This is a genomic window from Halorussus gelatinilyticus (genome assembly GCF_023238445.1).
Classification (GTDB): Archaea; Halobacteriota; Halobacteria; order Halobacteriales; family Haladaptataceae; genus Halorussus; species Halorussus gelatinilyticus.
The window spans coordinates 1,769,449-1,782,361 of the sequence record NZ_CP096658.1 but is presented as its reverse complement, the minus strand read 5'-3'; the positions used below and the strand labels follow the sequence as shown (position 1 = coordinate 1,782,361).

The 12,913-nt window shown below is 65.3% G+C and carries 13 protein-coding genes and 1 tRNA gene; 6 read left to right on the top strand and 8 right to left on the bottom strand.

Features of this window, described 5'->3' with window-relative positions; genetic code table 11:
• Positions 1-123 precede the first annotated feature (123 nt).
• On the top strand, positions 124-573 hold the full coding sequence (locus M0R88_RS09205) for an RDD family protein (protein WP_248656635.1): 450 nt from the start codon (positions 124-126) through the stop codon (positions 571-573).
• A gap of 66 nt (positions 574-639) precedes the next feature.
• Positions 640-957 carry a DUF2892 domain-containing protein gene (locus M0R88_RS09200; RefSeq protein WP_248656634.1) on the top strand — a complete coding sequence of 106 codons (318 nt, stop codon included), beginning with the start codon at positions 640-642 and terminating at the stop codon, positions 955-957.
• Between the two features lie 829 nt (positions 958-1,786).
• On the opposite strand, the gene M0R88_RS09195 is transcribed toward M0R88_RS09200, so the two are convergent.
• Positions 1,787-1,860: transfer RNA gene (locus tag M0R88_RS09195), tRNA-Phe, on the bottom strand.
• 98 nt (positions 1,861-1,958) lie between these two features.
• Between M0R88_RS09195 and M0R88_RS18815 the strand changes: the two genes are divergently transcribed.
• Positions 1,959-2,066, top strand: a complete 108-nt coding sequence (locus M0R88_RS18815) for a zinc ribbon domain-containing protein (RefSeq protein ID WP_438267206.1) — start codon at positions 1,959-1,961, stop codon at positions 2,064-2,066.
• Here the strand turns inward: M0R88_RS18815 and M0R88_RS09190 are convergent.
• Positions 2,063-2,629 carry a hypothetical protein gene (locus tag M0R88_RS09190; RefSeq protein WP_248656633.1) on the bottom strand — a complete coding sequence of 189 codons (567 nt, stop codon included), beginning with the start codon at positions 2,627-2,629 and terminating at the stop codon, positions 2,063-2,065. The two genes, M0R88_RS18815 and M0R88_RS09190, sit on opposite strands and share 4 nt — an antisense overlap.
• 201 nt (positions 2,630-2,830) lie before the next feature.
• Between M0R88_RS09190 and M0R88_RS09185 the strand changes: the two genes are divergently transcribed.
• On the top strand, positions 2,831-3,895 hold the full coding sequence (locus M0R88_RS09185; protein WP_248656632.1) for an HNH endonuclease: 1,065 nt from the start codon (positions 2,831-2,833) through the stop codon (positions 3,893-3,895).
• A gap of 25 nt (positions 3,896-3,920) precedes the next feature.
• Here the strand turns inward: M0R88_RS09185 and M0R88_RS09180 are convergent, their stop codons facing one another.
• On the bottom strand, positions 3,921-4,598 hold the full coding sequence (locus tag M0R88_RS09180; RefSeq protein WP_248656631.1) for a hypothetical protein: 678 nt from the start codon (positions 4,596-4,598) through the stop codon (positions 3,921-3,923).
• Positions 4,599-4,825: 227 nt separating this feature from the next.
• Between M0R88_RS09180 and M0R88_RS09175 the strand changes: the two genes are divergently transcribed.
• The gene (locus M0R88_RS09175) at positions 4,826-5,785 is read left to right on the top strand and encodes an ABC transporter ATP-binding protein (protein ID WP_248656630.1); all 960 of its coding nucleotides are present in this window, start codon (positions 4,826-4,828) and stop codon (positions 5,783-5,785) included.
• On the top strand, positions 5,782-6,603 hold the full coding sequence (locus M0R88_RS09170) for an ABC transporter permease subunit (protein WP_248656629.1): 822 nt from the start codon (positions 5,782-5,784) through the stop codon (positions 6,601-6,603). Before M0R88_RS09175 ends, M0R88_RS09170 begins: the two co-directional genes overlap by 4 nt.
• Before the next feature lie 153 nt (positions 6,604-6,756).
• Here the strand turns inward: M0R88_RS09170 and M0R88_RS09165 are convergent, their stop codons facing one another.
• The 5 genes from M0R88_RS09165 to M0R88_RS09145 all read right to left on the bottom strand — a co-directional run bounded on the left by M0R88_RS09165 (position 6,757) and on the right by M0R88_RS09145 (position 12,891).
• Complete coding sequence (locus M0R88_RS09165) at positions 6,757-7,956, bottom strand: Cdc6/Cdc18 family protein (RefSeq protein ID WP_248656628.1); 1,200 nt, start codon at positions 7,954-7,956, stop codon at positions 6,757-6,759.
• 831 nt (positions 7,957-8,787) lie between these two features.
• Positions 8,788-9,630, bottom strand: coding sequence for an ABC transporter ATP-binding protein (locus M0R88_RS09160; RefSeq protein ID WP_248656690.1), 843 nt, complete (start codon positions 9,628-9,630; stop codon positions 8,788-8,790).
• Complete coding sequence (locus M0R88_RS09155; protein ID WP_248656627.1) at positions 9,630-10,748, bottom strand: FecCD family ABC transporter permease; 1,119 nt, start codon at positions 10,746-10,748, stop codon at positions 9,630-9,632. The genes M0R88_RS09160 and M0R88_RS09155 overlap by 1 nt, the downstream gene beginning before the upstream one ends.
• Before the next feature lie 2 nt (positions 10,749-10,750).
• Positions 10,751-11,773 carry an NAD(P)/FAD-dependent oxidoreductase gene (locus M0R88_RS09150; protein ID WP_248656626.1) on the bottom strand — a complete coding sequence of 341 codons (1,023 nt, stop codon included), beginning with the start codon at positions 11,771-11,773 and terminating at the stop codon, positions 10,751-10,753.
• A gap of 2 nt (positions 11,774-11,775) precedes the next feature.
• Positions 11,776-12,891 carry an ABC transporter substrate-binding protein gene (locus M0R88_RS09145; RefSeq protein ID WP_248656625.1) on the bottom strand — a complete coding sequence of 372 codons (1,116 nt, stop codon included), beginning with the start codon at positions 12,889-12,891 and terminating at the stop codon, positions 11,776-11,778.
• Positions 12,892-12,913 lie beyond the last annotated feature (22 nt).

Here is a 12,913-nt window from a genome sequence, read left to right as displayed (position 1 = left end):
GCTATCATCGACTCGAAGCGGCCGGCCACGGACCCCGGTCTGCACCGTCCGCTGGCTATCGCCGTCGAATTATCAGATTATAGAATAAGTTATTAGTGGGATAGTTCGCCACTTCGGCGTACCATGGAACAATATCCCTCACCGGACATGGACAAGTACGCCGGCGTCCTCGACCGTCGGTTCGAGGCGCTCCTCATCGACGGACTCCTCGTGAGTATCGGCGTCGGCGTTCTCGGCTTCGTCGCCGGGGTCGCGTTCGTCGGCGGGTCGCTCGGTGCGCTGGGCGGAACGCTCGTCGCGCTCCAGTTCGGCACACCGCTCGGACTCCTCGCGTACCAGACCGCCTTCGAGGGGTACTACGGGCAGACCGTCGGGAAGCACTACCGCGACATCGTGGTCGTCAAGTCGGACGGGTCCGAGATTACGTGGGGCGCGGCCGTCGTCCGAAATCTCCTCCGAATCGTGGACGGGCTCCCCGTCTTCTACCTCGTCGGCATCGTCACCTCGGTCACGAGCGACGACAACCAGCGCCTCGGGGACCTCGCCGGCGACACGGTCGTCGTCCACACGTAGCCCCGAACCCGAACCGAGGCCAGCGTCGGCGATGAACTACAAGGGCGCAGAGCCCCATGTCCCCGTATGGAGTTACCCAGGAACGTCGGCGACCGTAGCCGACTCGGCCGCGCGGTACTCGCACTCGCACTGACCGTCGTCGCGATTAGTTCGCTTCGGAAAGGAAAGCGGTTGAGCGGAACGCTCGCCGGTGTCGGCGCGCTCGCGCTCGGATACGACGCCACCGCGGGGTCCGGCGAGTTGACGGAGACGTTCGCCGGGACCGAGGAGGACGCGACGCTTCGCTGTGCGGTCTGTGGCGAACCCATCCAACCGGGGCAGCGGCGGACGCCGAACGAGAACAACGAGACCGTCCACGAGGCCTGCCTCGAACCGGCCCAGTAACGACGAATCCGCTCAGAAAGCCCCGAGCGACGCGACTTGTCGGTTGATGTTTTTCATCGACTGGCCGTCGCGCCGTCTGCGCACGGGTCGAGACTGAAGAACCTCTATGCTGATTTCGGCCTAGAAAATTATTTGTCATCAGAGTTCGGGTCTCAAATCGACTAATGGGCATTGAGGACGCCGGGTTATAAGAGCTAACGAAAATCGTGACGAGTATTTGGGAGAAGTGAGGATTTCGGACGAAAATTACTACTCATGCTTCAGATACCTTCGTTCTCGCGAAAGAGGAGAGACAAAGTAGTAGTAGAAAGGCGATGGTGATGGAGCTATCACTTATTTCGTTTAACATCCCGATAATAGGATCAGGGCTTATCGATTTTACATTCTCTTCCGGACTATTCGTTAGTATCGGCACTGTCTAGATAAGGGAAATCGATAGACGGTGGGATGATGAATCAGTCGCAGCGCCCGTGAAATCGGTGTCTAATTGATGATACGATGCACCGCTAAGCCATGAGCAACGTGAATTCGGCGATCTCACCAAACACCTCACGTGAGATTCAGAAAGCTGCTCCATTCAGCCATGGTCGGAGAAGCGCTGTACCACCCGCCTACTCCAGAATCGCTTAACTAGACAGTGCCTTAGTATCGGTCTATTCTTCTTCGCACAAACCAGAAAGCACCTATCGGAACGATATGAGATAGCGTTGAGCCGTAGGACCTGGCTTCTCCTATCGATTCTCGTGTTCCTCCTCTTCGTCTCTCTGTAAACTTGCAGGGTTCGAACCGGTCGTGAGAATTTTCACTACTGACTTCGTTCGCAGGAAAATGCCGCCTCCCGGATTTGAACCGGGGACAGCTCGATCTTCAGTCGAGTGCTCTCCCAGTCTGAGCTAAGGCGGCGCATTCGGTACGAGGTGCATGAAAAGGAAAAGCGTTTCGAAACACCACGACGGGAGCGGGACAAACCCTTTGTTCCTCACTATCGAAGGGAACAGACGATGGGAGACCCAGCCTGCTACCTCGACTTCTGCCCCGAGTGCGACGCGCAGGTGACTATCGCCGACGAGGAGTGTCCCGACTGCGGGTCGGAACTGGAAGAGCGCTAAGCGACCTTCCGTCGCTCGGCGAAGCGCGTCTTGCCGCTCTCGGAGCGGACCACGGTGACGATGGTCACGTAGCCGTCGTTGGCGCTGATCTGCATCCCGCCGGCGAATCCCACGTCCACGCGTTCGGTGGAGACGTGCGACTCGCCGGGGGTGAGCGTGCCGACCGACTCGTTGCCCGACCACAGCACTTCGCCGTCGGCGAGCATCGCGGTCGTGACGCGGACGTTCTCGCGCGTCTCGCCGCCGGAGTTGGTCAGTCGTGCCGTCACGTCCCGGCAGGTGCTTCCACACTTCTCGATGTTCTCGATAGTGAAGGCGTACTCGGAACTCGTCATGCTCGTCGTCGCTGTCGCGTCGTTCCCACCGCCCGATTCGCCCGCGTCGTCGGCCGCAGGTGCCGTCGTGCCGGTCGCTGACCGCGCTGTCGTCGCGGTTTCGGTCGCCGTCGCGTCGCCCGCGCCGATGCCGGACTCGCCGCCGAGGTCGGTCCCGCCGGCGAACAGGACCCCGGCACCGAGGACGCCGACCAGCGCGACCACTGCGACCAGCGCGCGCCGACTCACCGGTCCACCTCGTCGCGGGGACCCACCCGAAGGCTGGCGTGCCAGTACATCGGCGTGGGCTTACGGGTAGGGTGATATAGGTTTGATGGCTCGCGGACGATTCGGCGATAGCGCGAGACGCAGTCCGTCGGAGTCGTCGCCACTCTTCGCAGGCGCGGCCGACTCGAGGAAGCTATACGGTTCGAATTTCTCGTCGGAGACATGAACGACGTGTTCCGCATCGGCGAGGAGTACCGGGACAAGGGAAGCCCGAACGTCCCCGACGACGAGTTCCTGCGCCCGATTCGCGGGTCGCTCGACGCCGGCATCAAGAACACGGGCGGGATTCGAGACCTGAGTTCCGACGTGACCGACCAACCGGCGGCGCTCGTCGTCGTCTCGAACGACGACGGCGTGTCCCAGCACGCCGACCCGTGGCGGGACCTGCTGGCCACGTCGCTCGGTCGCATCGACTACTGGGGCGACGCCAAGCGCGGGAATCCCTACGACGAGTCGCCGCAGAACCGGAAAGTCAAGCGCGCGTTCGACGCCGCCGCGAAGGGGAACCGCGAGGAAGTCCCGCCCGTGCTGGTGTTCCGAAAGCCCCGTCCAGGCGTCGTGGAGTTCTGCGGTCTCTGCGTCCCGGACTACTTCGAGGTGAAACAGTACACGGACGGCGAGGGGAACCGGATTCCGAACTACCGCTTTCACTTCACGGTCCTGAACGCCGACACGGTCGCGCCGACGTGGCTCCACGACCGCGTGCGGTCGAACAGCGACGAGCGAGCGCCCGAGGTCTGGCGCGAGTGGGTCCGGACGGGCGACGTGAAGCAGTGGCCGACCGGCGAAGTGGTGAGCGACGCGGACGGGGCGAGCCAACGAGACGGAACGTATCGGCGCTACGAGCGCGAGGAGGTCGCCGTCAGCGCCCGGTTCCGGAGCGAGGTGTTGGACCGCTACGGGAATCGGTGCGTCGTGACGGGTATCGACGAGGCGTCGCTGTTGGACCTCGCGCACGTCCTGCCCCGGAGCGAGGCCCCCGAGTCGGCGGAGGACCCCCGGAACGCGCTCGTCCTGAATCCGCTCCACCACCGCGCCTTCGACGCCGACCTGTTCACGCTTGATTCCGAGCGCCGGGTCCGGGTCAGTCCGTCGTTCGACCCCGGCCATCCGTTCCTCCGGGAGACCGTCGTGGAACGGCAGGGAGAGGCGGTGTCGGTGCCGGACGGTGCTGGCTTGGGCGACGAGTATCTTGAGGCGCGAAACGCAGAATTAGGCTGGCTGTAGCCCGCTGGCGAGAGTTGGCGGTCGGCTACGAGAGCAGTTTATCGTCCAACAGCCGTCTGACGTAAGGGCTGACGTCGTGTTTCAGGACGTTCGCGCCCATGATGAGCGTCCACCCGGACAGCCCCAAGAAGACGAGAACGAAGACGGCCGCGACGAGAGCGTTGTTTCCCGCCCAGAGGCTCGTCCCGAACAGTTGGTCGAGAGACCACAGCACGGCGCTGAACGCGAATCCCACGGCGCCGAGAGCCATGACGGCGTTCGCGTACTTCGTCCAACGGCTCTCGGTCAGGCGCTGTTCGGTCTCGGTCTCGGCGGCGTCTCGCACTTCGGTCTCGGTCCGGAGTTCGAGTTCGTCGAGGGAACGCAAGTCGTCGCCGTCCGCCGCGTACTCGTCGCGGCGACTGCGAGCGGTCGCTATCAGTTCGTCGCGGTCGTACGCTCGAAGCTCGCGGACACGCTCGATGGTGAGATAGGCGTCGGAAAGGGCCGCCCGAAGCTCCTCGTCCGACGCGTCGTCGAACGCCAGTTCGAGCTGTCGGTCCGGAAGGTCTGCGAGGAGTCGAAAGTCGAACGTGCCGGCCCGCAGTCGGTCGCGGATGCGCTGCTGGTCCCGCCGTTTCTTGCTCTCGCTCAGGTCCTCGAAGTCGTTCCCGAGGCGTCGCCGCTGCGTCTTGGTGAGGAGCGACGCCGATTTCCGGCTCATTGTCCCGATATCATCTCGTTAGGTTGTTATATCCACCGATAACGAGGGTCTCGGAATATCGTTGTACGCGAATACCCGGCCGCTACGGGTCGTCTCGGCCGGAGACCGACCCCGGTCGCCAGAAGCGCCAGACTGCCAAAATCACGGGTGTATCGGGCGCTACTGCTGATACAGGGTCGAAAACGGTGTTCCCCCTTTATCGTGGTCACTCGGAAAGCGGAACTCGCATGTCGGTACTGGAAACGAGAAATCTGACGAAACGCTTCGGCGACGTGACCGCCGTGGACGGGGTGTCGTTCGCGGTCGAAGAGGGCGAAGTCTTCGGCTTCCTCGGTCCGAACGGGGCGGGGAAATCGACCACCATCAACGTCCTGCTCGGCTACATGTCTCCCACCTCGGGGAGCGCCAGTATCCTCGGTCACGACGTGGAGACGGAATCGCGTGCCCTTCGCGCACGGACCGGCGTCCTTCCCGAGAACGTCGGCGTCTACGACCGACTGACCGGGCGAGAACACGTCGCGTCCGCGATTCGCATCAAGGACGCCGACGACGACCCCGAACGACTCCTCGCTCGGGTCGGTCTCGACCCGGACGCGTGGGACCGCCGCGCGGGCGGCTACTCGACCGGGATGGCCCAACGCATGGCGCTGGCGACCGCCCTCGCGGGCGACCCGGACCTGCTCGTCCTCGACGAACCCCAGTCCGGTCTCGACCCCAACGGGATGCAGGAGATTCGGGACGTCGTCCTCGAAGAGGCGGCCGACGGGACGACCGTCTTCTTCTCGTCGCACATCCTCCCGGAGGTCGAGGCGGTCAGCGACCGCGTAGGGGTGATGCGGGCGGGAGAGATGGCGGCGGTGGACGACATCGACGCGCTCAGAGAGCGGTGGACCGACGACACCGTCGTCCGGGCGACCGTCGCCGACCCGCCGGTTCGACCGGAGGCGCTGGCGGACCTCGACGGCGTCTCGGACGTGGCGGTCGAGGGGGACCGCGTGACCCTCTCCTGCCGGACGCCTCGTGCGAAGGGGCGGGCGGTCGCGGCACTCGAACGAACCGTCGGCGTCGCCGACTTCGAGGTCGAGGAGGGGAGCCTCGAAGACACGTTCACGGCGCTCACGGGCGGTGCAGACGCCGGCGAGACGACTGCGACGACGCGAGCCGACGACCCGGAGGTGTCGGCGTGACCGACTTCGGCTCGGTGGTCAGCGTCGTCCGACAGGACCTGTTGGACGTTCGACGCGGCCGACTGATGCGGGCAGTCCTCGGCCTGTACGTCCTCTTCGTCGGCGTCATCTTCGTCGGCGTCGCGCTCACCGAGGGCCAGACGGTCTACACGGCGATTCAACTGACGGTGTTCATCGGGTTCCTGCTCGTGCCGCTGGTGTCGTTGCTCGCGAGTTACCTCGCCGTCGCGGGCGAGCGCGACTCCGGGACGATCAGGTTCCTGCTGGGCTACCCGCTCGAACGCGGCGAAGTGCTGCTCGGCAAGTACGTCTCCCGGTTCGGTCTCGTCGCGGTGGCGGTCGGTCTCGCCTTCCTCGTCGCCGGGGTCGCGTCGATGCAGTTGTTCGACCGGCCGCGACTCGACGCGGTCGCCACGTTCGGTGGGCTGACGCTCCTGTTCGCGGGGTCGTACGTGGGCGTCGGCGTGGCCGTCTCCGCCGCGAGCGACAGCCGAGGGCGAGCGATGACGAACACGGTCGCGATGTACTTCGTGTTCACGCTCCTGTGGTCGCGTCTCTCGCCCGTCACCGTCCCGCAGATTATCTCCGGGGCGGCGAATCTCCTGCTAGGCGTTCAGCTCTCCGGCGGACTCTGGCGAGTCTTCACCACGCTGAGTCCCACCGAGGCGTACTTCCGGTCGCTCCGACTCCTCCCCGGCGGCGCGTTCGAGACGAGCGGGTCGGTCGCCAGTGCCACCGTGGTCGGCGTACTGCTCACGTGGATGGTCGTCCCGCCCGCGCTCGGCTACCTGTCGTTCGTCCGTGCCGACATCGACTAATGACGGAGTTCGCAGGGACGCGTTGACAGTCTTCGGCCCTTCGAGCGTGGTCCCCTGTCCGACCTGCTGACCCCCTCGGCCCTCCCAGTGTGGTCCCGCTGTCCGCGCGCTCGACTCTCCAAGCGCTCGTTCGACCTCACAAGAGCGGAGTCGCTACACCGCGTCTTCTTCGTCCAGTTCGTCGCAGACCTCGAACACCACGTCGGGGTCCATGTCGAGGTCGTACTCGTGGTACGACCCGCCTTTCCGGCCCTCGTTCTCCTCGCGCCGGAGGAGGAAGCCGAGCATGTAGAGGTCGCTGAGGTGGTTCTGGATGCTCTTGAGCGTCGTCAGCGGTTCCTCGGCACGCTTGGCGGCGACGCGCCGGTACATCTGCATTATCTCCTTCGAGCGGGCGGGCGTCTCGCCGACGTGGTCGAGTTGCGCGACCGCTTCGAGGACGAGGCGGGCGTGCAGCGACTGGTCTTCGATCTTGTCCTGTAAGCGACCGCGCTTGACGGCTTCGCGGGCGAGACCGATGTGGTCGTCCTCGACCATCGGTTCGTCGTTGCCCTCGGCGATCTCCGCGCCCTTCCGGAGGAGGTCGATGGCCTGTCGGGCGCTCCCGGTGTCGCGGCCCGCGACCGCGGCGGCCTTGGCGATGGCGCTGTTCGAGTAACTGTCGTCCGAGAGCGCCTTCTCGGCCCGGTCGTGGAGGATAGCGCGCAACTCGTTGGCGTCGTAGGTCGAGAACGAGATTTCCTCCTCCTTGAGCGCGTCCTGTACTTTCGCCGAGAGGCGCTGGCGGAAGGTGTAGTTGTTGCTGATGCCGATGACGCCGATACGCGCCGCTTCGATGTGGTCGTTCGCGCGAGCGCGGGGGAGTTCGTACAGCAGTTCGTTCGCGTCTTGGAGGTGGTCGATTTCGTCGAGGACCACGAGGTGTGTCCCCCCGAGGCGGTCGAGTTGGCTGTAGAACTCTTCGAGCGCGTCGGCCGTCGAGAGACCCTTTTTCGGGAACGACGCGCTCCCCTTGGGGAGCAGTCCGTTCACGAGGGTCCGGACGGCGCTGAACATCGTGTCGCCGTTGCAGTTGTGCCGGTGGACGTAGAGGTCGTCGGCCGCCTCGCGCTGGTCGGTCTCGGTCTGCAACTCGTCCAGAACGTAGCGCGTGACTGCGGTCTTCCCTACGCCCGCCTTCCCGTAGAGCATCACGTTCGAGGGATTGCGACCGAAGAGGACGTCTTTGAACGCGGACTTGTACTCCTCGACCTCCTCTTCGCGTTCGAGTATCTCGTCCGGTTGGTACTCCTCTTCGAGGACTTCCTTGTCGAGGAAGATGGTGTCCGTCACGTCGCTGAACAGCCCGCCCATTGTTCTCGGTCGGAGATCTAACGGATAGTATATAAAACCGTTGTTCTCGAGTTTCGTATGTTTTGATTTCTTTAAGTTGGCGAGAGGGAGTAGATTTCGTGAGAAGTTTGTCTGATAATGGGTGTTAGAGCCGTCAGATGTGGTTTTCCGCTATGCGAAGGCTTAAAACTACTCCTCGAATCGCCGTTCCGGAACCGAGCGCCCCACATCTCAACGCGAGAACAGACGAAACGTACTCTCCGTGTGTTCCGATGGGGCGTCGTTGCGTTTCGGGCGGACCCCGGCGCACTCCGGGTGGACCTCGCCGCATCACACCGACGAACTGTCGGCGTCGTATCGCATCGACGGGTCGCCGTCACCGACACGCCGTCGAGTGGCATCGACAGTCCAGCATTCGGTGGCCTCGCAATAAAACAGACGAAATCTCCTCACCGTCCGTCAGTCCGACCGGAGCGACCGGCCCGCCCTCCAAGAACAGACGAAACCCCCTCTCTCTCTTTCTCTCTCTTTCTCTCCCTTACTCGGGCGCGGGAACGACGTTCGAGTTCTCTCCCCGTCACGACCACGCCAACTGCTACCAAGAACAGACGAAACGTCCTCTCTCCGGACCGGAAGCGAACCAGCGAGACGGGTGAGAGCGGACGAAACCCACTCTCTCGGTGGGCCCCGACGAATCGGAACTCCCTCCCACACGCAGAACAGACGAAACGCCCTCTCACACGACAGTTCGACTCTCCGCGACCGTCTCGCACTCGGAGCGTGACAGCGAGTCCGACGATTGCGCTAGGCCGCGGCACCCCAGCGACGGCGAGGGCCCCTCGCCGACGGCCCTCACTCGTCGAGCGCGCGGTGGGGCGCGATGTGCGGGCCGGTGTCGCTCTCGCTGTCTACGTCCGCGTCCACGTGGAACACGTCGGCCAGCAACTCCTCGGTCACGACGTCCTTCGGCGGACCCCAGTCGTACGGCTCGCCGTCCTTCATGGCGATGAGGTTGTCCGCGAAGCGCGCGGCCTGCCCGATGTCGTGCAGGACGACGCCGACGGTGACGTTCTCCTCGCGGTTGAGCGTCTGGACGACCTCCATGACGCGGAGTTGGTGGTGCAGGTCGAGGTAGGTCGTCGGTTCGTCCAGCAACAGGACGTCGGTGTCCTGCGCGAGGACCATCGCTATCCACGCGAGTTGCTTCTGGCCGCCGCTGAGGTTGCCGACCTCGGCGTCGCGGAGGTGGTCCACGCCCGCCAACTCGATGGCTCGCTCGACCGCGGCGCGGTCCTCGTCGCTGACCGAGTCGAAGAACCCGCGGTGAGGGTACCGGCCGTGATACACCAGGTCCTCGACCGTAATCGACCCCGGCGACTCGTTCTCCTGAGAGAGCAGGCCCAACCGCGTGGCGAGTTCCTTCGTATCGAACGACTGAACCTGCTCGCCGTCGAGCAGAACCCGGCCCCGCTCGGGGTCGAGCTGGTCGGCCATCGACTTCAGGAGCGTGCTCTTGCCGCTCCCGTTCGGGCCGACGAGCGCCGTCACCTCTCCGGCCGGGACGACCACGTTCTGACACTCCACGACCGGTTCCTCGGTGGTCGGGTAGCCGATAGCTAACTCCTCGCCGACGAGTTCGCTCGCACTCGCTCGGTCGGTCGTCGGGGGGTCTTCGCGTATCTGTTCTCCGCTCATCATATCTCACCCATCTGGTCTTGCTTGCGCATCAGGTAGAGGAAGTACGGACCGCCGATGACGCCGGTGACGACGCCGACGGGTATCTGGACGGGACTCAGCGCCAGTCGAGCACCGACGTCCGCGACGACCATCAACGCCGGGCCGACGAACACGCAGCCGACGAGCAACCGACGATAGTCGCTCCCGACGGTGAGACGGACGATGTGGGGGACGACGAGCCCGAAGAAGCCGATGATTCCCGCGACGGAGATGGCCGCGCTGGCCGCCAAGATGGCGACTCCCGACAGGAGGAACCGGACGCGCTCGACGCGCATCCCGAGCGCGCTCGCCGTCTGCTCGCCCAGCAACAGGAGGTTCAGCTGTCGCGCCCCGGCCAGCGCGAAGGCGACGACGAGGAGCGTCGGGAGGGCCGCGATGCGGAACTGCTCCCAGCCGACGCCCGTCAGCGAGCCGGTAATCCACGCCATCGCCGACTGGACGGTGCCCAAGTCGTCGGCGAAGAAGAACAGCGCGCGCTGGAGCGAGCTGAACACCATGTTGACGATGACGCCCGCGAGGACGAGCCGGACCGGGCTCGTCCCGTCCTTCCACGCGATGAAGTACACTAACAGGAAGGCGAACGTCCCGCCGAGCGCCGCCAGTAGCGGGAGGAACGGCGTGAGGCTGCTGAACACGACCAGCGTCAGCAGGACGGTGAACCCGGCCCCCGAACTCACGCCGAGGACGAACGGGCTGGCGAGTTCGTTTCGCGTCACCGCCTGAAAGATGGCGCCCGACACCGCGAGACACATGCCCGCCGCGATGGCGACGAACACCCGCGGCATCCGGATGTTCCAGACGATGAGGCTCCGCCTGTTCATCTCCGGCACCTCGGCGCCGAGCAGGAAGGCCCTCCACGCGTCCGGGTTCAGGACGACCTCGGGGTTGAAGACGGCCCGCCACGCCTCGGCGAGACTCATCGGGTACGTGCCGAATCTCACTTGGGCGAGTCCGCCGAGGACGGTGACGGCGACGCTCGCGACACACAGGACGACGAGCGAGGAGTCCATCCAGTCGGCCACTTTTTCGTCGCGTCGTGACCCCGTGGACGACTCGTTGGCGTTCTGGCTCGCCATCGTTATCGACTCGCCTCCACCGGGTCGGACTCGATTTCGCGTGCGCGCTCGACGACGAGTTCGTCGTCGATGTGGTCGAGCAGGCGACGCTGGCCGCGCTCGGTCCGCGCCGCTATCTCGTCGTCCGAGAGGTACGTCCCGAACCGCCGGTCGATGTCGCGTTCACGGAGCGTCTCCCACCGGGCGTCGTCCACGTCGGCGTCCTCGGGGCGGCGGCCGTCGTAGTACTCGCGCCACCGGTTACGGTCGGCCCACTCGTCGTCGCGGGCCGCCTCCCGGCGCACCCAGTCGTAGTGGTCGGCGACCGGCTCGGGGTAGCCCGCCGCGCGCCGCGCGTCGCGGACGACCGCGAGACCGACGCGCGCGCCGCGACCCGCGGCGACGACGGCCTGTCGGTCCGCCTCGTCGGAGGGCGACGCGACGTAGAGACCGTCTATCGGCGTCGTCCCGTCGGAATCGATGGCGGAGCGGTCGAGACGCTCGCGCGCTTCGTCGTCGCTCTCCTCGGCGTCGTCGCCCTCCACTGCGGCGGACTCGAGCAGCGTCCCGTCGCCGAGCGCGCGGAGGTAGTCGCCGTCGTAGCGCGTGGCCGCGACGACGCGGGTCGCCGAGACGCGACGGTCGCCCTCGGTCTCCACGACGAACCGCTCGCCGTCTCCCTCGCGGGTCACCGACGCCACGAGGTCGGCGACCAGTTCGCATCCCGCGGTCGTGACGTGGTCGTGCATCAGTTCGTAGAACGTCTCGATGCCGACGCCGGCGGGGAATCCGAGGTAGTTCTCCAGGTAGGCGCACTGTCGAATCGAGGACCGGCCGCGGTCGAACAGCACGGCGTCCAGTCCGTACCGCGCGGCGAACACGGCCGCCGAACAGCCGGCCGGCCCGCCCCCGACGACGGCCACGTCGTAGCGGTCGGGGTCGCCCGTCGCGCCGGCCCGGTCGTCGCTCTCGTCGGCCGGGGCGTCGCTCTCACCGGGTCGGCCCTCACCCGGCCCGTCCCGGTCGTCTGTCCCGCGGTCCGACATCGTCAGAAGTCACCGTTCACGATGTCGGCGACGCGTTGCGGGTCGAACAGTCGCTCGTCGCCGCCGTAGAGCGTCCGCCCGAGGCGGTCGGTGACGACGAGGTTCGTGATGGGACCCTGATAGAGGGGGCCGGCGCGGTACACGTCGCCGTTCTTGACCGCGGTGAGTTCGCTGGCCACGCTGTGGTTTTCCATGAACTTGACGACCGTGTTCCGGAACTGCTTGCGGGTCTTGCCCTCCTGTCCGCGAATCAGCAGCGTCTGGGGGTCTACCTTCAGCAGGGTCTCGAAGTCGATAGCGCCGCGACTCTCGTGGAAGTTCTTCACGTCGGTGTTGGCGAGCGCGTCCTCGACCTTCAGGTCTCGCAGATGCTTGAAGCTCGTTCCCTCGTCGATGACGTAGGGGTAGAACTTCTCGGGGTTGTCGCCGCTCCCCCAGACGACGGCGGCCGAGGGTCGCTCGCCCTTCGACGGGACGACCGACGAGAGCTTCGACTGGAACTCGTCGTGGAGCGTCGAGAACGCCTCGAAGCGGGCCTCGCGCTGGAACACTTTCGAGAGCTTCCCGAAGGCCTCGTAGAGGGTGTAGTAGCGGTAGTTGTGCCACGGGTAGCTCCGCGAGAAGATGCTGTTGCCGAAGAAGGGGCCGACCTGCGTGCTTATCTCGTCGATGTCCGACTGGTCCCACTTCCCGCGGTTCAGCAGGAAGTTCGGGTCCGCGACGTGGACGTCGGCGTTGAGCGCGTAGAACTGCTCTTTGCCGACGCCGCCGTCGCCCCAGAGCTTCTGGATGGAACTGCCGTCCACGCTCACGCCGGGAATCTCGTCGTAGTAGTGCGTGTGGTAGCGACTCGGGAGCCAGACGCCCTTCGGTGCGTCGAGACCGAGCGCGATACCCATGTCGGCCCAACTGCCGTTGTTGGCGATCCACGTCTTCGGGACGCTCTCGAACGTGACCTTCCCGACCGGTTCGATGGACACCGAGTACGACGAGCCCTGCGTCGTCGTCTCCTGACTCCCACCGCCGCCCGTACACCCCGCCAGCGCAGTCGCTCCGACCACGGCACCGCCCTTGAGGAATCGTCGGCGCGTCTTCTCGTCGCCGAATTTCTCGCTCATGTGCTTTAGGCCGACCTAAAAA